The following is a 22,893-nucleotide window of genomic DNA, read 5'->3' as shown; positions in this document are numbered from 1 at the left end:
AAAGCGAGCGCTTAATATGCAGGAACGACAGGATACCGGCAGCGATGCCGTGTTTACCGGAGCCAGTGGGAATAATCAGCTGGTGGCGGCCGCCAATCCGCTGCTCAATGCGATTCCGCAAATCCGTCATTCGGTTTCCCACGACGATCAGGTCGGGCTGCGCCAGCGCCTGATCGACGAAATTCGCCGATTCGAAGTGCGGTGCCAGCAGGCGGGCTTACCGTATGAAGTGATTGTCGGCGCACGCTACTGCCTCTGCACGGCGCTGGACGAAGCCGCCGCCCTGACCCCCTGGGGAAGCAGCGGCGTCTGGTCAAGCAACGGCCTGCTGGTGACGTTTCATAACGAAACCTGGGGCGGCGAGAAGTTTTTCCAGCTGCTGGCGCGTCTGTCTCAGAATCCGCGTGAACACATTCTGCTGCTCGAGATGATCAACTACTGTCTGCTGCTCGGCTTTGAAGGGCGCTACCGCGTGCTGGACAATGGCCGCACCCAGCTGGAAACCATCAAACAGCGTCTGTGGCAAATGATCCGCGGCGTGCGCGGCAGCTACCCGCCGCCACTCTCCCCGCATCCGGAAGATCGCCCCGTGCTGCGCAAGCTCTGGCGGCCAATGATTCCTCTCTGGGCGTGCGTGGCGCTGGTGGGCTTTATCGCCTGCCTGTTCTATATCGTCCTCAACTGGCGCCTGGGCGATAACACCAGCCCGGTGCTGGCGAAGATTTACCAGTCCCAGCTGCCGGAAACCACTATCCAGCAGCCTGTGCGTCAGATGCCGGCGGTGCTGAACCTGCGCGGTTTCCTGAAGCCTGAAATTGAGGCCGGTCTGGTGGCCGTGAAGGATGAGGCGGATCGCAGCGTGGTGATCCTGAAAGGGGACGGACTGTTTGCCTCGGCCTCAACCGTGGTGCGCGATCGCTATGAGCCGGTTATTGACCGCATCGCCCAGGCGATGAATAACGTCAGCGGCAAAATTCTGGTGGTGGGGTACAGCGACAACGTGCCGATCCGCAGCGCCCGCTTCGCCTCCAACTATGAACTCTCGCTTGAGCGCGCCCGCTCGGTGCAAAAACAGCTACAGGGCAGCCTGTCCCAGCCTGAGCGCGTCAAAGCCGAAGGGCGGGGCGAGATCAACCCGGTAGCGCCTAACACGACGCCTGAGAATCGCGCCCGTAACCGCCGCGTGGAAATTACGCTGCTGGTGTCGCCTGGCAATACCCAGGCCGAGCTGAACGGATTGCCGCAAGGAAACTAAGGATGCTGACTACTCTACTTTCTATACTGACCAATCGCATTCTGTGGAGCTTCCTGGGCGTAACGGCGCTCGCGGCGGTGATCTGGATGATTGGCCCGCTGTTGTCCATCGTGGATACCCGGCCTCTTGAATCCGAGCAGAACCGCGTCATCAGCATTGCGGTGGTCTACCTGATTTGGGCCCAGAGCCACATTCTGCCCCGGTTGTATAACGCCTGGCTGAACCGCAAGCTGATGGACAAGCTCAACGAAAACACCACCAGCCCGGAAGCGGCCGATCCGCAGAAACGTCTGAACAGCGAGGAGCAGATCCTTGCCGGGCGTTTCGACGAAGCCGCCCAGATGCTGAAAAAAGCCCACTTCAGCAAAGCGGGGCACGGCGCGCAGTGGACGCAGCGCTTCAGCACCCAGTACCTCTATCAACTGCCGTGGTACGTCATTATTGGCGCACCGGGTTCCGGTAAAACCACCGCGCTGGCCAACTCCGGGCTGCAATTCCCGCTGGCGGACCGCTTCGGTAAAACCGCGCTGCGCGGCATTGGCGGCACGCGCAACTGCGACTGGTGGTTCACCAACGAGGCGGTGCTGCTGGATACTGCGGGGCGTTACACCACTCAGGAGAGCGAGCAGGTTCAGGACGCCGGCGAGTGGCTGGAATTTATCAACCTGCTGCGTAAATACCGCCGCCGCCAACCCATCAACGGCGTGATTATCACCATCAGCATTTCCGACCTGCTTTCTCAGTCCGCGGAGGCCTCCCGCCAGCAGGCGGTGAACCTGCGCCAGCGTCTCTCCGAGCTGCACGAACAGCTGGGCATTCGCTTCCCGGTGTACGTGATGGTCACCAAGGCGGACCTGCTTAAAGGCTTCCGCGCCTGGTTTGCGGATTACGACAAAGCCCAGCGCGACCAGATCTGGGGCTTTACCCTGCCGTGGGAGCAGACCAAACACGCCGATTACGACCTGATGGGCAACTTCCAGCAGGAGTTTTCCCTGCTGCAACAGCGTCTGGATGCCGGCCTGCCGGAAACCATGCTGAAAGAGCACGATGCAAAAGCCCGGGCGGAAGCATATCTCTTCCCGCAGGAGTTCGCCGCGCTGCGCCCGCTGCTGGCGGACTACCTGAGCACGGTCTTTGCGCGCTCAAATTTCGAAACCGAATTTTCCCCGCGCGGTATCTACTTCGCCAGCGGCACCCAGGAAGGCATGCCGTTTGACCGCGTGATGGGCGAGCTGAACCGCGCGCTCTCGCTGCCGGAAGGGGGCGAAAGCGACCGCTGGGACTCGGTGAGTAAAGAAGCGCCGATCCCGGGGGCGAAAGGTCAGAGTTTCTTCATTAAGAACCTGCTGCAAAACGTCATTTTCCAGGAGGCGGGCATCGCCGGCGAAAACCGCTGGTGGGAACTGCGCAACCGCGCCGTGATGTGGTCCGGCTATGCGGCGCTGCTGGCCCTGCTGGTGATCCTGGGCGGCCTGTGGCTGACCAGCTACGCCAAAAATAAAGCCTATCTGGAAGAGGTGGATGCAAAAGTGCCGGGGCTGGAGCAGCAGAGCAAGGCGCTGCAAAACCAGCCTCAGCGCGATCTGTTTGCGCTTCTGCCGCTGCTTAACAGCCTGGTGGATCTGCCGAAAAGCGAGGCCTTTGACGTTAACGATCCGCCGGTTTCACGCCGCATGGGGCTTTATCGCGGAGATGACGTCAGCGATGCCTCGCAGTCGCTGTATCAGAAAGCGCTGGATCAGATGCTGCTGCCCGCCGTGGCGATGCACATAACCACCTGGCTGCGCAACGACAACGGCAGCGACGTGGAGTACAGCTATGAGGCGCTGAAGGCCTATCAGATGCTTTACCAGCCGAAGCATTACGACGGCAAATTCCTGCACTCATGGGTGATGCTCAACCTGCAACGCAACCTGCCGCAGAACGTGACGCAGGCGGAGCTTCAGGAGCTGGAGTGGCACCTGACGCAGCTGCTGGAACCGAAAATTCAGGCTTCACCGTATGCCCAGGATGAGGATCTGGTGGCCCGCGAGAGGGCGCTTATCAACCAGCAGCCGCTCTCCACCCGCGTGTACGGACGCCTGAAGCGTCTGCTGGAGCATGATGAAAACCTGAAGCCGGTTTCGCTTTCAGATCTCGGCGGCCCGCAGAGCGAGCTGGTGTTTTCCCGTAAAAGCGGCAAGCCGGTGAGTGAGGGCGTGCCGGGGCTCTATACGCCGGACGGCTACTGGAAGAGTTTTAACGACCAGATCGACAGCGTGACCACCGCCCTGCACGAAGATGATGCCTGGGTTCTGGGGGCGACCACCGCTCAGGAAGATAAACAGCAGATCGACAATGCCGTGCGTCAGCTTTACATGCGCGACTTCATCGTCAACTGGGATCGCTTTCTCGCGGACATTCAGCTCAATAACAGCGCCGATCTTTCCCAGCGCATCAACACCGCGCGCCTGCTTTCAGGCACCAACTCGCCGCTGCGCCGCCTGGTGCTCAACCTGAGCAAGGTGCTGACGCTGTCGCGCACTGCGCCTGCGCCGGAGGATGCGCAGAAAGCGGAAGAGCAAAGCAACCGCGCCACCCGTACGCTGGAAGCGCTGTTCAGCAACGGTGACAACGCTCCAACGCAGGGCGCGGTCGTAACGCAGGCGCCCGAGCAACTGGTGACCGACCACTATGCGCCGATGATTGAGCTGGCGCAGCCGCTGGAGAAGGGCGGTAAGACCATCGTCTTTGATGATTTTCTCAAGCAGGTTGACGAGCTTTATCGCTACCTGACTGCCGTTCAGGATGCAGCAAACAGCGGTATGCCCGCCCCGGGCGGCGATGCCATCAGCCGCCTGCAAGCCAGCGCGGGCCGTCTGCCGGGCGGGCTGCAAACCATGTTCAGTAATATGGCCGTGGGCGCCAGCAGCGATACCCAGCGTCGCGATCTGGAGAACGTGCGTAAGCGCATCAACGTGGAAGTGGGCGGGTTCTGCCGTCAGGCTATTGCCGGGCGTTACCCGCTGGTGCGTAGCGCCAGCACCGAAGTGACGCCGGACGATCTTGCCCGCATGTTCGCGCCGGGCACCGGGCTGATGGACACCTTCTTTCGCGACAACCTGACCAACAAGGTGGACACCACCCAGGCGAACTGGCGTTTTATGCCGGGCATCGACGGCAAAACGCTGCCGGGCAGCGAAGGGCTGCTGCGTCCGTTCCAGCAGGCGCAGTCCATCCGCGATGCTTTCTTTGCCAACGGCGCGACCACGCCATCCTTTAAGGTCACGGTGCGCACCGTGCGGATGGATAACACTATTCTGAACCTCACGCTGGACGTGGACGGTCAGCTGCTGCGCTACAGCCACGGTCCGCAGGCGGTGCAAATCATGAACTGGCCGGGGCCGGGCGGGACGAACCAGGTGCGTATGCAGCTCGGTCTGGCAAACGGCAGCACCGCAACGCTGGTGACCAACGGTTCATGGGCGCTCAACCGCTTTTTCGACAAGGCGCGCACCAGCCCTGGCGCGGGTAGCCTGAGCCGTCAGGCCACCTTCAACGTCGACGGACATCAGGTCACGCTGGAGTTTGCGCCGAACAGCATCCGCAACCCGTTCCAGCTTCCCCGTTTCTCATGCCCATAACCGCAAGGACAGCCGTATGACGAATACCCCTGCGATGAACCGCTACAGCTGGTATGGCAAATTACCCAGCGCCGGAGATTTTTTGCAGCGTCGCTTTCCGGATACCCTGCAACGCCAGTGGTCGCACTGGTTCCAGGTCGGCCTGCTGGCCTGGCAGCAGGAAGAGCAGCGCAGCGGCGAGCGCCCGTTTTCTAAAGCCCCGGTGTGGAATTTTGTCGTCCCGCCGATGCTCGGCAGCCAGATGATTCAGATGGGCTGCCTGCTGCCGGGCCGTGACAGCGTGGGCCGCCACTATCCGGTCTGTATTCAGCTAAGCTTTACGCCGGCCGAGTGGTCGTCCCGCCTGCTCGGGCAGGCCGAAAGCTGGTACCAGCAGCTGGGGCGTCTGGGACTGCACGCGGTGCGTAACAGCTATTCTGCCTCCCAGCTGGATGACATGCTGATGACCATCCCGGCGCCACAGCCTGTAGAGCCGCAAAAGCGTTCCGACATTCTCGACGTGATTGGCTATGACGACGATGGTCAGAACACCCTGGGCTGGCCGCAGGCGGCGGAGTGTTTCGATCCGCTGCGCCAGACCAGCTACTGGTGGACGAACCGCTGCGACGGCTACCCGCTCTACACCCACGTGCACAGCGGAAACTTTACCGGGCAGCTCTTTACGCTGCTGTTCGATCCGGCAGGCGGCGCCCGACCGGGCCGTCACGGGCTTTACCCGCCTATGTTTGAATAAGCAGGGACCTTATGAATATCGATGAATTTCTCGCGCCGATAAGCCCCGACAACCCCTGCGGTGAAAACCTGGAGTACGACGCCGATTTCCAGGCGATGAACCAGGCAAGCCAGGGCAAAGCCGAGCAGCAGTTTGGCGACACCATCATCCCGGCAGAGCCCGCAGACTGGAACACCGTTGAAAAGCTCGCCACCGGCCTGCTGACCCGCACCAAAGATCTTCGCGTGCTGCTGGCGCTCACCCATGCCTGGACGCGTCGCCGCGGACTGGCAGGCTACGCCGACGGGCTGCTGCTGGTGCAGGAAGCGTTGTCCCGCTACTGGGAACAGCTCTATCCGCTGCTGGAAGAGTATGGCGAAACCGATCCGTTCTACCGCATCAACGCCCTCGCCGGGCTGAGTGATAAATCCGACCTGACCGTCGCGGTGCGCAACGCCTCGCTGCTGCGCTCAAACGGCGATGAAATTTCGCTGCGCGACGCGCAGGCGCTGCTCGACGGCAGCAAAACCGAATGCCCGGACTACCCCGGCGGTCGCCCGAGGCTGATTGACGAGCTGGCGCGCGGCGACCAGCCCGGCACCGCGGCGGTTATCGTGATCAACGAGCGCCTGCTGGCTATCCGCGAAATGCTTACCGGCTATCTCGGCGAAAGCGGCGTGCCGGAGATGGAACAGCTGCTGAAAACCGTCGGGCTGGTTTCCAGCGCCTGTCAGGTGACCGATATCAGCAAGCTGCTGCCAAACCGTGACGCGCAGGCTGAACCGCACGCCGAGCCACAGCAGGTGGCCGCCCAGCCCGTCCAGCAGGTGACGGACTGGCGCAGCGTGCAGGTGACCAGCCGCGCCGACGCGCAGCTGATGCTGGAAAAAGCGAAGCAGTATTTTGCGCAGTACGAACCAAGCCATCCCGCACCGCTGATGATTGAACGGGTGCAGCGGCTGTCTGAACTCAACTTTATGGACATTATTCGCGACCTGGCGCCGGACGGCGTTAACCAACTGGAAAACATCTTTGGACGCCGCGAATGACGCGTCCTGGCATTATGACGACAGGCATGGAGTCTGCCGTTTCACCTTCACCGCGCATCTTTGATGGAGAACATCATGGCAATGAGTAACAGTGGACAGAAATTCATCGCACGCAACCGTGCTCCCCGCGTGCAGATCGAGTACGACGTAGAGATCTACGGTGCAGAACGCAAAATTCAGCTGCCGTTTGTGATGGGCGTTATGGCCGATCTGGTTGGCAAGCCGGTGGAAAACCTGCCAGCCGTCGACGAGCGTAAATTCCTGGAAATCGACATCGATAACTTCGACGAACGCATGAAGGCGCTGAAGCCGCGCGTGGCGTTCCAGGTAGATAACACCCTGACCGGCGAAGGTAAGCTCAACGTCGATCTGACCTTCGACAGCATGGACGACTTCCTGCCGGACGCGGTGGCCCGCAAAGTTGAGCCGCTGAACAAGCTGCTGGAGGCGCGCACCCAGCTCTCTAACCTGCTGACCTACATGGACGGCAAAAACGGCGCGGAAGAGCTGATTGCAAAAATCCTTCAGGATCCGACGCTGCTCAAATCCCTGAGCCAGATGCCAAAAAATGACGAAAGTGCGAAAGGTAGCGAGGAATAATCGATGAGCAACCAGACTCAACAACACGATCAGCAGGCGGGTCAGGCGTTCAGCCAGGACGAGTTCAGCGCGCTGCTGAACAAAGAGTTTCGTCCGAAAACCGACCAGGCGCGCTCCGCCGTCGAAAGCGCGGTAAAAACCCTGGCGCAGCAGGCGCTGGAAAATACCGTCACCTTCTCTAACGACACCTACCGCACCATTCAGAACCTGATTGCCGGTATCGACGAGCAGCTCTCGCAGCAGGTGAACCAGATCATTCACCACGATGAGTTCCAGAAGCTGGAAAGCGCCTGGCGCGGCCTGAGCTACCTGGTCAACAACACCGAAACCGACGAGATGCTGAAGATCCGCTTTATGAGCATTTCCAAGCAGGAGCTGGGCCGCACCCTGAAGCGCTACAAGGGCGTGGGCTGGGACCAGAGCCCGATTTTCAAAAAAATCTACGAGCAGGAGTACGGCCAGTTTGGCGGCGAGCCGTTTGGCTGCATCGTCGGGGACTACTACTTCGACCACAGCCCGCAGGACGTTGAGCTGCTGGGCGAGATGGCGCGCATCGGCTCTGCCGCCCACTGTCCGTTCATCACCGGCACCGCGCCGGGCGTGATGCAGATGGAATCCTGGCAGGAGCTGGCTAACCCGCGCGATCTGACCAAGATCTTCCAGAACACCGAGTACGCCGCCTGGCGTTCCCTGCGTGAATCCGAAGATGCCCGCTATCTGGGGCTGGTGATGCCGCGCTTCCTGTCGCGTCTGCCGTACGGCATTCGCACCAACCCGGTGGACAGCTTCGATTTTGAAGAGCAGACCGACGGCGCGAACCACAACAGCTACTCGTGGGCGAACGCGGCCTATGCGATGGCCGCCAACATCAACCGCTCCTTCAAAGAGTACGGCTGGTGTACCTCGATTCGCGGCGTGGAGTCCGGCGGGGCGGTGGAAAACCTGCCGTGCCATACCTTCCCGAGCGATGACGGCGGCGTGGACATGAAGTGTCCGACCGAGATCGCCATCAGCGACCGTCGCGAAGCCGAGCTGGCGAAAAACGGCTTTATGCCGCTGGTGCACCGTAAAAACTCCGACTTTGCCGCCTTTATCGGGGCGCAGTCCCTGCAAAAACCGGCCGAGTACCACGATCCGGACGCCACCGCGAACGCGCGTCTGGCCTCCCGTCTGCCGTACCTGTTTGCCTGCTGCCGCTTTGCCCACTACCTGAAGTGCATCGTGCGCGACAAAATCGGCTCCTTCCGCGAGCGCGAAGAGATGGAGCGCTGGCTGAACGACTGGGTAATGAACTACGTCGACGGCGACCCGGCGAACTCCTCCCAGGAGACCAAGTCCCGTAAACCGCTGGCGGCTGCGGAAGTGCAGGTGCAGGAAATCGAAGACAACCCGGGCTACTACGCCGCGAAGTTCTTCCTGCGCCCTCACTATCAGCTGGAAGGTCTGACCGTTTCCCTGCGTCTGGTATCTAAACTGCCGTCGCTGAAGACGAAAGACGCGTGATGACGATTGCCGGCCCACAAGGGCCGGTAACCTAGTTCTTCGAAACCAACTTCTTTAAATTTCATCAACGACATTTATTCACCTCAGGGAGATCTGAAATTGGTAGCTAGTTCGCCAACAGAAATTGCCGAAGGTATGTTGAAAATATTCAACACGCGCAAACAAAGCGGTCCTGAAATCTTTGCCCGGAGTACGGTCGATGGTTTTATGTCCATCCCAGAAGATTTATGGATGCTTACGAAGGATTTCCTTGATTCAGATCACCGGTGGCGAAATCAAACCGACAAAATCAGACTACTGACCCTTATCAAAAAAGGGCTCACGTCAGAGGATGTCCGTCGGTTAATAAATACAGTTATAAAACGCTACCTGTCTGGATTATCTGAAGAGCAATCTAAGGAGCTACTCCTGAAAATAGGTGGGTCGCAAGTCGGTGGTATTGCCTTTAAAATGATTTTTGTAAACGAGCTAATTGCATTGTTTGTTTCGAAAATTGTACCGCGTTTTCTGGTCTCTGCTGGAATTACAGGAGTGTTAAGCGTTGGTGCTTCCATTTCTCGCTCAGTTTATACATCCTATGATTTGTTAAAATTAAATAAAGATGTTTACAACGAGTTACGTGGTGCGGGAGATTTGGATTTGTTATATTTCCTTGTTGAAGATAACGTTAAACCATTCATTGAAGCTATAAACTATCAACAAAGTCATGGCGCTATCGATCAAGATATTTTTAACCGGTTTTTAACGGGGGTTCCTCGTGTTTGATAAAGCAATTAGATATATAGGGGTATATCTCATGCTTCTACTATCTTTCATGCTTTTCTTTACGGTGCTTGGTTATTATGTTTTCGTCTTTGACTGGAGTGTGAGTACTTTTGAAGTAACGATAAATGCAGCTTTGTTAATATTTGCTGTGGCTGCATCTATCGCTATTTATTACTTTGCTGAAAAATTAAAATCACGACTTTGATTTGCGTAATGATTTCAGTAGATAATAAATCACCAGAAGAACGATAAGCAGGAAAAGTAATTTCCCAAACAGGTAGCCAGCCGCCAGGGTAGTCATCTGCTCAAGCGTGAAAACATACCATGCGGACTGGAATAGATTCACGGTAGTGAAAATTGCAACAATGAATAATCCAATTGCAAGTATTGTTAAGAGAAGATATTTCATTTGTGTCCTTATGTAATCCGGAAGTGATTGAAATTATTCTAGATGATGAAATCAATGATTGTCTAGCGTTGAGACACAGTGATGAGTGACAAACCATAATTTAGGGTGGTTGTTATTGCAGCCACTCTGAACAGTCTGTGCGAGTACGATATCGACAGACTAGAGGCAGAGGTAAAATATGGACGGTTTTATTCAGCCCCATGCTTTCCTGTTTGCCATATAAGGGCTTTTTCGAAAGCAATATTGTTCATCCACGAAGAGTAGATATTATGGCTATTGATATGTTTCTGAAGGTCGAGGGTGTTACGGGCGAATCTAAAGATTCTAACCACACCGGCTGGACTGACATTACCTCCTTCTCCTGGGGCGCGTCCCAGCCAGGTAATATGAGTGTGGGTGGTGGCGGTGGTGCCGGTAAGGTTAACTTTAACGATCTGCACGTTAATGCTCTGATCGACAAATCCACTACAGCAATCCTGAAACACTGCGCAAGCGGTAAGCACCTGACCAAAGTTGAACTGTCCGTCTGCAAAGCGGGTGGTCAGCAGGTTGAATACACCCGCATCACCCTGGAAGACGTTCTCGTGACTTCCGTTCAGTACACCGGTGCAGACAACGGCGATACCGTTGGCGTGACCTATGCATTCCAGGCTGCGAAAGTGAAACAGCAGTACTGGGAGCAGACCACTGCCGGTGGTAAAGGTGCAGAAAGCAGCGCTGGCTGGAACATCAAAGAAAACAAAGAAGCATAACAGGAGTGGGCCCGAAAGGGCTCACTTTATCCTGTGCTTTTTAAAAGGGAAAATACTTATGCGTCCTGCTTTTGGTGCCGCCTGGAACAGATTCAGAGAAGTTAATGTCAATGTCGAGACGGTTGGTAAATTATTGGGTGGAAAAGTCCAGCACAATATCGAAGCCGGAATTTTTCAAAATGCATGCCCCATTCGTATGAGCTACGTTTTAAATTATTGTGGCGTTCCAATTCCCGCCAACAGCAGATATGCGACGGTTACGGGGAGTGATAAAAAACGTTACATGTATCGCGTAAAGGATATGATTGCTTTTCTGCCAACTGTAATGGGTAATGCAGATCTGACGGTGACGTCTCCAACACCAGGCCAATTTGCAGGTAAGCAAGGCATTATCATCTTTACCGGTCATGGCTGGAGCGATGCCACTGGACATGTCACGCTCTGGAATGGGAATATTTGCTCCGATGATTGCCATTTTCTGGGTTCTCCCGGTAATGGTTCGTTTATTCCTGGCAGCGCTACGCTCTGGAGTCTGAAATGAAACATTTACTCGCTTTCGTGCTGGCGTTGAATACCTCATATACCTTCGCCCAAACTCTGCCGGACGTTAATACCTTTTCTCAGCAACAGATTTTTGAAAACTGGGTGCAAAATCGCTGTATCGGAAAGATTGCGGATAGTACGACGCTGAAAAATGATGCAAAGGCAAGCGCCGCCGCATGGCTGGAAGCCAGTAACCTGCCTGCCGAGAATTTCGAAAAGGCCGACGAGGTTATTAACACCTTACTGAAACAGAAGCTAGGTGGTACAGCACCGGTAAACTATGAGGTTTTAAAGTGCAGCCTAATTTCCCATAGCGATGCGATTCGCCAACTCAGTGTGCAAAAATAAACCTTCTGCAAAAGCTAAAAATTAAAAAGAATACAAGTAGTTTCCATAGCAAGTCCGTCAAACGTTGCTCCAGGTTACTGTGTTGTTCAGCAACCCGGCACTCTGGATTTTCAGGCAAGACAGCTATTTGGCAATGTGCGCAATGAAATTTGGTGTACCCACAGCGGGGACAGGAACACTCATCTGTGGTTTAGTGGTTGGTGCAGTCGGGGCAGCGGGTGGAACACAAATCGGTGGGTTTGCAGGAGAACAGCTCAATAACTTAATTTTTAGCGGAGAATAAAGTGATTTTTAATAATATTTACTCTGCTGTTATTATATGTCTTTTTGCTGCTTTTATAATTCTGGTCATTTCATTTTATATAGACTATCGAAAAAAATATCGCCAGGTTAACGAAATATATTCGATATTCACAAATCAACAGTTGCTCAAAAAAGAAGATTATCAAACCTGGCAAAATCTTGGGTTCTGGGGGTTTGGTTTTCTCACCACAATTTTATCACGGATCTTACAGGGTAAGCGTGTGAGGCTCACTGAGTGTCGTTGGCTTGAGCCACAGTCGTGCAATGAAATTTTGTCTGCCTTTGAGTTATCATGGGTTAAGCCGTACAGAAGAAAAATCATTATTGCCACTATTATATTTTTACTGCTGTTAATTCTTTCCATCGTTAATAATATGTAATCCTATTCTGATATTTAAATGATGCCTTTCTGAATTAACCCCCAAACCCCGCCGTTCTCATCCCCGAGAGCGGCAGCGTTTGAGCGCTAATCATACCAGCAGGAATACGCCATGCGATTCACGATTATTTCTACGAAACCCGGTCATCAGCCGCCGCAAAGCAGCTGTGATTTTTATGCCCCGGGCGGCACCATTGGGCGCGGTACGGATAACAATCTGGTGCTGCCGGACAACGATCGCACTATCTCGCGTTTGCAGGCTATCGTTCACGTCGACGCCAGCGGCGAATGTCGCGTCACGAACCGTGGCAGCGTTACTCGCGTGGTATTGAATGATATTCCGCTGGAGCGTGGGCGTCAGGTTGAGCTTCAGGATGGGGATATTCTCGGTATTGATGATTATCGCATCGAAGTCAGCGAACTTATTCACGATACCCAGCCCGTAAGCCGCATGGCGGCCAGCATGCAGCAGGCGCGTCCAGCGGCAACACCTGCACCGGCAGCGGCGCCGCAACCAAAACCGGCCAGCGCCGCGCCTCGCGGAAAAGCGGAACCTACGGCCGTGCCGTCGGAAATCTGGGACAGCCTGATGCAGGAGTTCTCCATCTCCGACAGCATCTCCAGCAACCGGGCAAAACCACAGCCTGCCGCGTCCCACGACCCGTTCTCCCAGCCCGCGGCTCCGGAGCGGAATGCCGAAGATCCACTGGCGATGTTCAACGACACCGATCCGGCACTTGAACGTAAAAATGTGGATCCGGACTCGCTGTTCAGCGATGACGCGTTGTTCAAGCAGGAGAGCATCTTTGACGATGTCACCCCTTCAACGCTGGTGCAGCCGGACGAAAGCAAACCTGCCCAGCCAAAGGAAGAGGCCGCGGATGAACTCGATCCGTTAGCCCTGTTTGGCGGGACGGCCAGCGCGCCTGCCGCGCGTCACGACGACCCGCTCGGCCTGATGGGCGGCGCGCCGTTAACCCATCCGGATGAAATCGCGGCTGATAAGCCGGAGCCAAAGCCTGAACCTCAGCCCGCACCGGAAGAGGATGCGCTTGCCGGTTCGCCGCTGTTCGATCCGGAACCGACTGAACCGCAGGACGCGCCGCGCGCGGAAGAAGAAGAGCCCGCGCGTCCCGATTACGCCGGCTTCACCATGCCAACGCCGCAGGCCGTGGCGCGCAGTCACGCCCAGGCGCCTAAGGGCCGCCTGCGCATCGACCCGGTTAAAAACGCCGCATCCCCCGCGGCTGCCGCACAGACCGGCGAGCGGGGCGAGGTGCTTCAGGGCGAACTGCTGGAGGCGCTGCTGGAAGGCATGGGCCTGAGCGAAATGCAGCCGGTGCCGCAGTTTGACCGCGAAAACATGCGTCAGCTGGGCCAGATCCTGGGCATGTTCTCGCAGGGGACCGTGGCGCTGCTCTCCTCGCGGTCCATCCTCAAGCGCGGGGTAAAGGCCGATATGACCATGGTGCTCGACGATGCCAACAACCCGTTCAAGCTGCTGCCAACCGGTAAAACGGTCCTGATACAGATGTTCGGCACGCCGATGCCGGGCTTTATGCCGCCGACCAAATCGGTACGTGATGCGCTGATCGATCTTCAGGCGCACCAGCTGGGGATGATCTCCGGTATCCGCGCCATTATCGCCGCTATGCTGCAATCCTTTAATCCGGAACAGCTGGAAGAGCAGGCGAAGCAGAACGGGATGACGTCGCGCCTGGCGCTGCCGGGCAGCCGTAAAGCCGCGCTGTGGGATTATTTCGTTCGCAGCTATGGCGAGACGGCGGGCGAGATCGAGGACGACTTCCATACCTTGTTTGGCGAAGCCTTCCTCCATGCCTATGACATGGAGGTCAATCAGTACAAAGACTCACAAAGCGGATCCGAAGAAAAATGAATATCGCAACGGCTTCTCTCTCCCGCCAGGGGACGCGCGCCAGCAACCAGGATCAGACGGGAGAAACCATCGGGGAACGTTCAGCCTGCTTTGTCGTCTGCGACGGCATTGCGGGCCTGCCGGGCGGCGAGGTGGCCGCTGAGCTGGCCCGCAACAGCATTATTTCCCGCTTTGATGGCGACAAGCACCTGAATGCGCAGCATATTCGTGACTACGTCCAAACGGCGAACCGCACCATCCTCAGCGAACAACAGGCGGTGCAGGACTATCGCCGGATGGGCACCACGCTGGTCAGCCTGTTTATCGACAGGGATTACCGTCTGGCCTACTGGGCGCACGCCGGTGACAGCCGCCTGTACCTGTTTCGTCGCGGCTGGCTGTGGCACGTCACCACCGATCACAGCCTCGTCCAGCAGATGAAGGATGCCGGACATCAGACCGATGACCTCAACAGCAACCTGCTGTATCTGGCGCTGGGTATTGAGAATGGCGGACCGGAAGCGAGCTACAGCGATGTGGTGCAGGTTGAAGACGGCGATGCATTTTTACTCTGCACCGACGGTTTCTGGCACGGCGTCAGCGAAGAGCAGATGAAGCAGTCGCTGCACATGGTCAATACGCCACAGGAGTGGCTGACCTTAATGAACCAAATCATTCAAAAGAATGGCGAACAGGAGGGCAATGCTCAGGATAACTACACCGCCGTGGCGGTGTGGATGGGCAACCCTCAGGACACCACTTTGCTGCATACGCTCTCTGACGCAGCACAATTTCTTCCCTGCGGAACTGATTAGACACACAAGGATTGATATGAAACTTTGGCTATCGGGTTTGGCTCTTCTGACGGTGGCGACCACCGCACAGGCTGAAAACTTCCGCATCGTGCAGTCTCCTGCGCAGAAGCTGGATATCTGGATCGACAACATTAAAGACAATACGCCGCAAAGCTGGTGTAAGTCGGACGTGGCGCTGCGCATCGTGGCGAATGGTAAGAAAGAGGTTTCGGTGCTGGAAAACTTCGTGCCGCGCCTTGGCTCGCTGCTGGAGCACCAGTGCAGCAAGCTGAATACCCTCAACTGGACGCTGAACGATCCGCAGGGGACGACGCTTGCCCGTGGCACGGCGGCTAAAGCGCAGGACTGGGCGCTGGTGGTGAAGCAGCAGGAAACGGCGGTGGCAGCGACCACCACCCCGGGCGCGCTGCTGCCGCCTGACCAGAATCCGGAGACGCACACCGTAGCGGCAGACCGTACCCCATGGCAGGAGTTTACCCTTCAGGACGGCTGCCACCTGCGCACCTTCTGGGAGGGTGGTTCCTCCGCGCCGGCGCTGTTTATTCCTGACTCCGACACCACCCGCTGCGGTAACGGCAGCTGGCTCAGCGGCCACACCGTGGTGACGCAAAACCGTAACGGGACGCAGAAAGCGATTCCGGTCACCTACATTCACGGCTTCCCGGTGATGGGGCTGAACAACGCGGTCGATCCTGAAAACGCGCTGATCACCTCCGTCAACAAAGAGCGCATGGTCTTCAGCACCCAGAACAGCGACCAGAGCTGGATGATCCTGCCGTACGACAGCACCCTGAACGGCTGGAAGAGCAACGGCACGGTGGCGGTGGAAATCACGCGCGAGATCGCCAGCGACGACGCCCGACTTCAGGCGCGTATCGCCGAGGTCAAGAAGATCTGGAGCGCATGGGTTGCACCGGGCGCTGAGCTGAACGTTGTTCTGATCGACACGCTGCGCCCGCAGCTGCGCGATCCGGCAATAGGCGCCTGGCGCGCGGCGAATTAAGGAGTGGCTATGAATACGCTTTATCAACGCCTGGCAGGTGAGTCGATTAACGACGCGCTGCTTCGCCTGGAAGCCGATATAAAAGCCCGCCCGGCGGATGCCGACCTGCGCGCCGCGTTTGTGCAGTTTCTGATCCTCAGCGGTAACTGGGCTCGCGCCCTGACCCAGCTGAAAAGCTGGCTGGCGCTGAAGCCGCAGGCAAAACCGACCGTGACGCTGCTGGAGCAGGCCATTCAGGGCGAACAGCAGCGGGCCCGCGTGTTTGCAGGAGAGGCGCGTCCGGCGATGCCCGAGGCGCAGTGGCCATGGCTGACGACGTTAGCCCAGGCGCTGACGGAAAGCGGCGAGCACGCGCAAACGCTGCGTCTGGTGGCACTCGAACAAGCCCCGGCAAGCCGTGGACAGGTCACGCTGGAGAATGAAGAAAACCAGCCCTTCGAATGGCTGATGGACGGCGATGCCCGTCTGGGTCCAGTGTGTGAAACTCTGGTCAATGGCCGCTATTTCTGGGTGCCGTTCTGCGCCATCGACACGATCCGTTTCCAGGCTCCGGCCAGCGTGACCGATCTGGTATGGCGTCATGCGCTGGTCCGCCTCACGGACGGCAGCGAGCAGGTCTGTCAGATCCCGGCGCGTTATCCGTTTGCTGACGGCGCTTCCGATAGCGTTAAGCTGGGGCGCACTACCGAGTGGCTCCCGCTCGACGACGACGGTGTCCTGTATGAAGGCATAGGGCAGAAAGCCTGGCTGAGCGAGCAAAGCGAAAGCCCGCTGCTCACCCTGAGCCTGGTGACGTTTGCTGCGGATGGTGCGGATGAGTAATCCCGCTGGCGAAGGCGATCTGCTGCGCAGCGGCTGGCAGGCCCGCAGCAGGCAGGAGAAAGTGGGGGCACGCGACAAGATGCAGCCCTCGCTGCTGGATCGCCTGACGGATAACGATCCGGAAAAAAAACGCGAGTCCGCCAACAGCAATCTGATCACCCACGCCGCGCTGCGTCGCAACGTTCTGCGGGATTTACAGTGGTTGTTTAATACCATCAACCACGATGCCTCCAGCGACTTAAGCGGGCTGACGCAGGTGAGCCGTTCCGTCGTCAACTTTGGCGTTGCGCCGCTGGCGGGGAAAAGAATGTCCGATATCGAATGGCACGACATTCAGCGTAAGCTCACCGAAGCGATTATTAACTTTGAACCGCGGATCCTGCCGCAGGGGCTTCAGGTTCGCTGCGTGTCCGATACCTCGTCGTTAGATCTGCACAACGTGCTGTCTATCGAAATCAAAGGTCGCCTGTGGTGCGTGCCGTATCCGCTGGAGTTTCTCTTTCGCACCGACGTCGACCTTGAAAACGGCCATTTTGAACTGAAGGATGCGGGGTAATTATGGAAAGCAAACTGCTCGAATATTACAACCGTGAACTGGCCTATCTGCGCGAGATGGGCGCGGAGTTCGCCGAACGCTATCCGAAGGTGGCGGGGCGGCTTGGCATGCGCGGCATCGAAGTGGCGGACCCGTACATCGAGCGGCTGATGGAAGGTTTTGCCTTTCTGACCTCCCGCGTGCAGATGAAGATGGACGCCGAGTTCCCGCGCTTTTCACAGCGCATGCTGGAGATGATTGCGCCGAATTATCTGGCGCCCACGCCGTCGATGGCGATCGCTGAAATTCAGCCCGACAGCAGCCGCGGCGACCTGAGCAAAGGCTTCATCGTGCCGCGCGGCACCATGATGGACAGCCTGGCGCTGAAAAAAACCGGCGTCACGTGCAGCTATACCACGGCGCACGAGGTGAACCTGCTGCCGCTAAAAATCGACAGGATCGAGCTCGGCGGCGTGCCCGCCGATCTGCCGCTGGCCCAGCTCGGCCTGAGCCAGCGGGGGATCAGCAGCGCCTTGCGGATCCGCATTGCCTGCGATGGCCCGCAGCACCTTGGACACCTGGATTTTGACCGCCTGGAGTTCTTCTTAAGCGGCCCGGACATCGAGGCGCTGAAGCTGCTGGAGCTGGTCATGGAGCACCACGCGGGCATTGTCTGCCAGACGGTCAGCAAGCAGCCCCAGCGCCAGCTATTGTCGTCTGACGCCCTGCGTCAGGAGGGCTTTGATGCGGACCAGGCGCTGCTCCCGGACGATCTGCGCAACTTTGACGGCTATCGCCTGTTGCAGGAGTACTTTGCGTTCCCGGCACGCTTTCGCTTCATCAGCCTGAGCGGGCTGGGCAAGCTGATCCAGCGCTGCGAAGACGAAAAGGCGTTTGATATCTTTATTCTGCTCGACAAGAGCGACGATCAGCTGGAGCGCTTAGTGGACGCCAGCCACCTGGCGCTGCACTGCACGCCGGTGATCAACCTGTTCCCGAAAGTGGCGGCACGACAGAAGCTGAACGAAGGCCAGCATGAATACCATCTGGTGGTGGATAACATCCGACCGCTGGATTATGAAATTTATGCCGTGAAAAAAATCTATGCCAGCGCCGATGGACAGCGGGACGACCAGACGTTTCGACCGTTCTGGAGTACCTGGAGCGGCGACGCGGGTAACTACGGCGCCTATTTTTCCCTGCGCCGCGAGCAGCGCGTTCTCTCGGAACACGCGCTGCGCTACGGCACCCGCACGGGCTATATCGGCTCGGAGGTCTTTGTCTCGCTGGTGGATGCGCAGCACGCGCCGTGGCAGGAGAACCTGCGCTACATTTCCGCCGAGGTGCTGTGCACCAGCCGCGACCTGCCGCTGATGCTCCAGCAGGAGCTCGGGCAGTTTATTATGGCCGACTCCATGCCGGTGAAGGCGTTAACTCTGCGCAAAGGCCCGACGCCGCCGCGTCCGGCGCTGGCGGAAGGGTTCAGCACCTGGCGACTCATCAGCCAGCTGCAAATGAATTACCTCAGCCTGATGGACAGTGAAAACGAAGAGGGCGCCGCCGCGCTGCGTCAGCTGTTAGGCCTGTATGCCAACCTGGCGGAGACGCCGGTTGCCCGTCAGGTGGATGGTGTTCGCCACTGCGTGCTGGAGCCGGTTCACCGCCGCGTGCCGGAGCCGGGCCCGGTGGTGTTCGCCCGCGGGATCGGCATCACCCTGACCGTGGATGAACGCGCCTTTTCCGGCGCCAGCCCGTGGCTATTCGGCAGCGTGCTGGAGCGCCTTTTTGCCCGCCTGGTCTCCATCAACAGTTTTACGGAATTCACGCTCAAGAGCCAGCAGCGCGGCGAAATCGGCTACTGGGCGCCGCGCATGGGTAAAAGGGCGCTGGTATGAGCGAGGTTGCCCCTGCAACGCTGCGCGTGCATCGCCTGACGCCGCTGCCCGATGCTTTCTGGCGCGGGGTGCGCGAGACGCCGTGGCGCTACGATCTGTTCCAGCTGTTAAGACGCATTGATGCCCAGGGCGGTGAACGTTATCCGCTGGGACGCGCGCCGCTGCCGAAATTTGAGCCGCTGCGTATTGGTCAGCAGCCTTCGATGGGCTTTGCGCCGTCAACGGTTGCCGAGGTGCGGCAGCGGGAAGAGAACGGGCTGCATGAGGTTTCTATTCTGAGCTTCGGCCTGTTTGGTCCTAATGGCCCGCTGCCGGTACACATGACCGAGTATGCCCGCGAGCGTATTCATCATCATCAGGATCACAGCCTCAGCGCGTTTGCCGACCTCTTTCACCACCGCCTGACGCTGCTGTTTTACCGCGCCTGGGCGGACGCGCAGCCTGCCGTTTCACTGGATCGCGACGACAACAGGCGCTTCGAAGGGTATCTGGCGTCGCTGATTGGCATGGGCCAGCCCGGTCAGATGTCGAAAGGCAGCCTGAGCGCGCATGCCCGCTTTACCCACGCCGGGCACCTGACCCGCCACGGGCGAGATCCGGAAGGGCTGGAGAAGATCCTGCGCAACTATTTCAACGTTCCGGTCAGGCTGGTGGCCAACGTCCCGCAGTGGATGCCGCTCTCAACGCGGGAGCAGGCACAGCTGGGTGAGGGGCGGCGCCTGCCGCGCATGGGGGAATCCGCCTTCCTCGGCATTGCGGTACGCGACGTGCAGCATAAGTTTCGGCTGGAGATTGGCCCCTTAAGCGCAGACGAGTACAACCGTTTTCTGCCGGGCGAAGGGTGGGTCACCGAGCTGCGCGACTGGGTGCGACAGTATGCCGGGGTGGAATTTGAATGGGAAACACGGGTGATCCTGCGCGCCGATGCGGTGCAGGGCGCCACGCTCGGCAATGCCGGGCGATTAGGGTACAACACCTGGCTGGGCCTTCAGCCTCAGCCTGTTCCGCGTGGCGATCTGGTGTATCGCGCAGAGCGATAATTCTTCCGTATACCGAATCATTGTTAATGGAAACTAACATGTCAGAAATTAGCCGTGCCGTGCTTTTCGGCAAACTGGATACGCTGTTATTTACCTCTCTGGAGAGCGCGACTGCCTTCTGCAAACTGCGCGGCAACCCGTACGTTGAGCTGGTGCACTGGCTGCATCAGCTGATGCAGCAGCAGGATGGCGATCTGCAACGGGTCATCCGTCACTTCGCCCTTGATGAACAGCAGTTGACGCGCGATATCGTGGCGGCGCTGGATGCCCTGCCGCGCGGCGCCAGTTCCGTCTCTGACCTGTCCGAGCATATCGACAGCGCCGTCGAGCGCGCCTGGGTCTACGGCTCACTGAAGTTTGGCGTCAGCCGCATCCGCGGCGGCCATTTGCTGATCGGCATACTGAAAACGTGGAATCTGGCTAACGTGCTGAAAGGCATTTCGGCGCAGTTCACCCGACTTAACGTCGAGGTGCTGATCGAGCAGTTCGACGCCATTTGCGCCAGCAGCAAAGAGAGCCAGCAGGCTGCCGCCGCGGCGGATGCGCCTGCCGGTGCCGTACCGGCCGCGCAGGGCACGCTGGCGCAGTATGGTCAGGATCTGACGGCGCGCGCCCGGGAAGGCAAGATTGACCCGGTGGTGGGGCGCGATGAAGAGATCCGCCAGATGGTCGATATCCTGATGCGTCGTCGCCAGAACAACCCCTTGCTGACCGGGGAAGCCGGCGTCGGGAAAACCGCGGTCGTGGAAGGGCTGGCGCTGCGTATCGCCGACGGCGACGTTCCGGAGCCGCTGCAAAACGTTCAGCTGTGGCTGCTGGATATCGGCATGCTTCAGGCCGGGGCGGGCATGAAGGGGGAATTTGAAGCGCGCCTCCAGGCGCTGATTAACGAGGTGCAGTCCAGCGCCACGCCGATTATTCTGTTTATCGATGAGATTCACACCCTGATTGGCGCAGGCGGGCAGCAGGGCACCGGCGATGCCGCTAACCTGCTCAAGCCAGCCCTGGCGCGCGGCCAGCTGCGCACCATCGGCGCGACCACCTGGGCGGAATACAAAAAATACATTGAGAAAGATCCGGCGCTGACCCGCCGCTTCCAGACCGTACAGGTTCACGAGCCGGATGAAGCGAAAGCCGTACTGATGCTCCGCAGCACCGTGTCGCCGCTGGAAACCCATCATCAGGTTTTACTTCTCGACGAAGCGGTCAGCGCGGCGGTGAAGCTGTCGCATCGCTATATTCCTGCGCGTCAGCTGCCGGATAAAGCGGTGGCGCTGCTGGATACCGCCTGTGCGCGCGTGGCCGTCAGCCAGAGCGCGCCGCCTGCCCAGCTGGAAGACTGCCTGCGCCATCTTGCCGCGCTGGACGTGGAAATTGAAATTGCTGAACGCGAAGCCCGCGTCGCAGCCGGTGACGCAGAGCGCGTAACGACGTTACGCGCCGAACGCGATGCGTATGAAATAAAACGCGAAGCGCTGTCCCGGCGCTGGGAAGAAGAGCGCAGCCTGGTGCAGGAGATTATCCGCCTGCGTGCCGCGCTGTTTGCGGCGGGTGATGAGGATACGGCTGAACTGCGTGGCCAGCTGGCGGAGCAGCAGCAGGCGCTGACGACCTTACAGGGCGACGAACCGCTGCTGTTTGCCGCGGTGGATGAAAACGTGGTGGCGGCGGTGGTCTCGGACTGGACCGGGATCCCGCTGGGCCGGATGGTGAAAAATGAGATCGACGCGGTGCTTAACCTGGCCGACACGCTGAACCAGCGGGTCATTGGCCAGCGCCACGGCCTGGATCTGATCGCCCGTCGGGTGAAAACCGCGCGCGCGAAGCTTGACGATCCGAACAAACCGATCGGGGTATTTATGCTCTGCGGGCCGTCCGGCGTGGGTAAAACTGAAACCGCGCTGGCGCTGGCGGAGTCGCTTTATGGCGGCGAGCAGAACGTCATTACCATCAACATGAGCGAATTCCAGGAAGCGCACACCGTATCGACGTTAAAAGGTGCGCCTCCGGGCTATGTGGGCTATGGTGAAGGCGGCGTCTTAACCGAGGCCGTGCGCCGCCGTCCCTACAGCGTGGTGCTGCTGGACGAAATTGAAAAAGCGCACCCTGACGTGCACGAGATCTTCTTCCAGGTCTTCGACAAGGGCTGGATGGAGGACGGCGAAGGGCGTCACATCGATTTCCGTAACACCATTATTATTCTGACGTCTAACGTGGGTACCGACCTGATCAGCGCCATGTGCGCCGACCCGGAGCTGATGCCGGAGCCCGATGCGCTGAGCGGCGCCCTGCGCCAGCCGCTGCTGGAGGTCTTCCCGCCGGCGCTGCTGGGGCGTCTGCTGGTGGTGCCGTATTACCCGCTGAGCGACGAGATGCTGGGGCAGATTGTCCGTCTTCAGCTCAAGCGCATTCAGCGACGTCTGGAAGAGAATCACAACATTATTTCTGAATTTGACGACAGCGTGGTCGAACAGATTGTTCAGCGCTGTACCGAGGTCGAGTCGGGCGGACGTATGGTCGATGCGATTCTGACCAATACGTTGCTGCCTCAGATGAGCCAGATTTTACTTACCGCCAGCCGCAGCGACGAGCAGTACCGACGTCTGCACGTCACCTGCGAGCAGGGCGAGTTCCACTGTCAGTTTGCCGCGTAATAATCATCAAGA

General features: G+C 58.3%; 20 protein-coding genes. All 20 read left to right on the top strand.

Annotation, left to right across the window (positions count from 1 at the left end):
* Positions 1-16: 16 nt before the first annotated feature.
* The 20 genes from IM300_RS14190 to tssH all read left to right on the top strand — a co-directional run bounded on the left by IM300_RS14190 (position 17) and on the right by tssH (position 22,881).
* On the top strand, positions 17-1,255 hold the full coding sequence (locus IM300_RS14190) for a DotU family type VI secretion system protein (protein WP_193033870.1): 1,239 nt from the start codon (positions 17-19) through the stop codon (positions 1,253-1,255).
* A 2-nt stretch (positions 1,256-1,257) separates the two neighbouring features.
* Positions 1,258-4,878, top strand: coding sequence for a type VI secretion system membrane subunit TssM (tssM, locus tag IM300_RS14185; protein WP_063449586.1), 3,621 nt, complete (start codon positions 1,258-1,260; stop codon positions 4,876-4,878).
* A 16-nt stretch (positions 4,879-4,894) separates the two neighbouring features.
* Positions 4,895-5,611: a type VI secretion system-associated protein TagF gene (tagF, locus tag IM300_RS14180; RefSeq protein WP_063868513.1), complete on the top strand. Its 717-nt coding sequence runs from the start codon at positions 4,895-4,897 to the stop codon at positions 5,609-5,611.
* A gap of 11 nt (positions 5,612-5,622) precedes the next feature.
* Positions 5,623-6,639 (top strand): type VI secretion system protein TssA, encoded by a 1,017-nt coding sequence (gene tssA, locus IM300_RS14175; protein ID WP_193037039.1) that lies wholly within the window; start codon positions 5,623-5,625, stop codon positions 6,637-6,639.
* 75 nt (positions 6,640-6,714) lie between these two features.
* Positions 6,715-7,239 carry a type VI secretion system contractile sheath small subunit gene (gene tssB, locus IM300_RS14170; RefSeq protein WP_022648413.1) on the top strand — a complete coding sequence of 175 codons (525 nt, stop codon included), beginning with the start codon at positions 6,715-6,717 and terminating at the stop codon, positions 7,237-7,239.
* 3 nt (positions 7,240-7,242) lie between these two features.
* Positions 7,243-8,742, top strand: coding sequence for a type VI secretion system contractile sheath large subunit (tssC, locus tag IM300_RS14165; RefSeq protein ID WP_063868514.1), 1,500 nt, complete (start codon positions 7,243-7,245; stop codon positions 8,740-8,742).
* 99 nt (positions 8,743-8,841) lie between these two features.
* Complete coding sequence (locus IM300_RS14160) at positions 8,842-9,507, top strand: hypothetical protein (RefSeq protein WP_226842298.1); 666 nt, start codon at positions 8,842-8,844, stop codon at positions 9,505-9,507.
* Positions 9,500-9,712, top strand: a complete 213-nt coding sequence (locus IM300_RS14155) for a hypothetical protein (RefSeq protein WP_074177798.1) — start codon at positions 9,500-9,502, stop codon at positions 9,710-9,712. Before IM300_RS14160 ends, IM300_RS14155 begins: the two co-directional genes overlap by 8 nt.
* A gap of 473 nt (positions 9,713-10,185) precedes the next feature.
* Positions 10,186-10,668, top strand: a complete 483-nt coding sequence (locus IM300_RS14150; RefSeq protein WP_014884229.1) for a type VI secretion system tube protein Hcp — start codon at positions 10,186-10,188, stop codon at positions 10,666-10,668.
* Positions 10,669-10,726: 58 nt separating this feature from the next.
* Positions 10,727-11,209, top strand: coding sequence for a type VI secretion system amidase effector protein Tae4 (locus IM300_RS14145; protein WP_193037096.1), 483 nt, complete (start codon positions 10,727-10,729; stop codon positions 11,207-11,209).
* The gene (locus IM300_RS14140) at positions 11,206-11,559 is read left to right on the top strand and encodes a T6SS amidase immunity protein Tai4 family protein (RefSeq protein ID WP_038416232.1); all 354 of its coding nucleotides are present in this window, start codon (positions 11,206-11,208) and stop codon (positions 11,557-11,559) included. Before IM300_RS14145 ends, IM300_RS14140 begins: the two co-directional genes overlap by 4 nt.
* A gap of 284 nt (positions 11,560-11,843) precedes the next feature.
* Positions 11,844-12,242, top strand: coding sequence for a hypothetical protein (locus IM300_RS14135; RefSeq protein ID WP_193037037.1), 399 nt, complete (start codon positions 11,844-11,846; stop codon positions 12,240-12,242).
* A gap of 111 nt (positions 12,243-12,353) precedes the next feature.
* A complete protein-coding gene (gene tagH / locus IM300_RS14130) occupies positions 12,354-14,138 on the top strand; it encodes a type VI secretion system-associated FHA domain protein TagH (RefSeq protein ID WP_063868519.1) in 1,785 nt (594 codons plus the stop codon).
* The gene (locus IM300_RS14125) at positions 14,135-14,932 is read left to right on the top strand and encodes a PP2C family serine/threonine-protein phosphatase (protein WP_063449579.1); all 798 of its coding nucleotides are present in this window, start codon (positions 14,135-14,137) and stop codon (positions 14,930-14,932) included. Before tagH ends, IM300_RS14125 begins: the two co-directional genes overlap by 4 nt.
* A 16-nt stretch (positions 14,933-14,948) precedes the next feature.
* Positions 14,949-15,935: a hypothetical protein gene (locus IM300_RS14120; RefSeq protein WP_063868520.1), complete on the top strand. Its 987-nt coding sequence runs from the start codon at positions 14,949-14,951 to the stop codon at positions 15,933-15,935.
* Positions 15,936-15,944: 9 nt separating this feature from the next.
* Entirely contained in the window at positions 15,945-16,757 is an 813-nt protein-coding gene (locus IM300_RS14115) for a type VI secretion system accessory protein TagJ (RefSeq protein WP_193037035.1), read from the top strand.
* Positions 16,750-17,313 carry a type VI secretion system baseplate subunit TssE gene (gene tssE, locus IM300_RS14110; protein ID WP_015570336.1) on the top strand — a complete coding sequence of 188 codons (564 nt, stop codon included), beginning with the start codon at positions 16,750-16,752 and terminating at the stop codon, positions 17,311-17,313. Before IM300_RS14115 ends, tssE begins: the two co-directional genes overlap by 8 nt.
* A 2-nt stretch (positions 17,314-17,315) precedes the next feature.
* Positions 17,316-19,187: a type VI secretion system baseplate subunit TssF gene (tssF, locus tag IM300_RS14105; protein WP_193037033.1), complete on the top strand. Its 1,872-nt coding sequence runs from the start codon at positions 17,316-17,318 to the stop codon at positions 19,185-19,187.
* Entirely contained in the window at positions 19,184-20,227 is a 1,044-nt protein-coding gene (tssG, locus tag IM300_RS14100) for a type VI secretion system baseplate subunit TssG (protein ID WP_193037031.1), read from the top strand. Before tssF ends, tssG begins: the two co-directional genes overlap by 4 nt.
* 38 nt (positions 20,228-20,265) lie before the next feature.
* A complete protein-coding gene (gene tssH / locus IM300_RS14095; RefSeq protein ID WP_193037029.1) occupies positions 20,266-22,881 on the top strand; it encodes a type VI secretion system ATPase TssH in 2,616 nt (871 codons plus the stop codon).
* The last annotated feature ends 12 nt before the right edge of the window (positions 22,882-22,893 follow it).

Source organism: Enterobacter cloacae complex sp. I2, assembly GCF_014896205.1.
GTDB lineage: Bacteria > Pseudomonadota > Gammaproteobacteria > Enterobacterales > Enterobacteriaceae > Enterobacter > Enterobacter quasihormaechei.
Note: the sequence above shows the minus strand (reverse complement) of the source record. Positions and strands in the feature narration are given on the sequence as shown.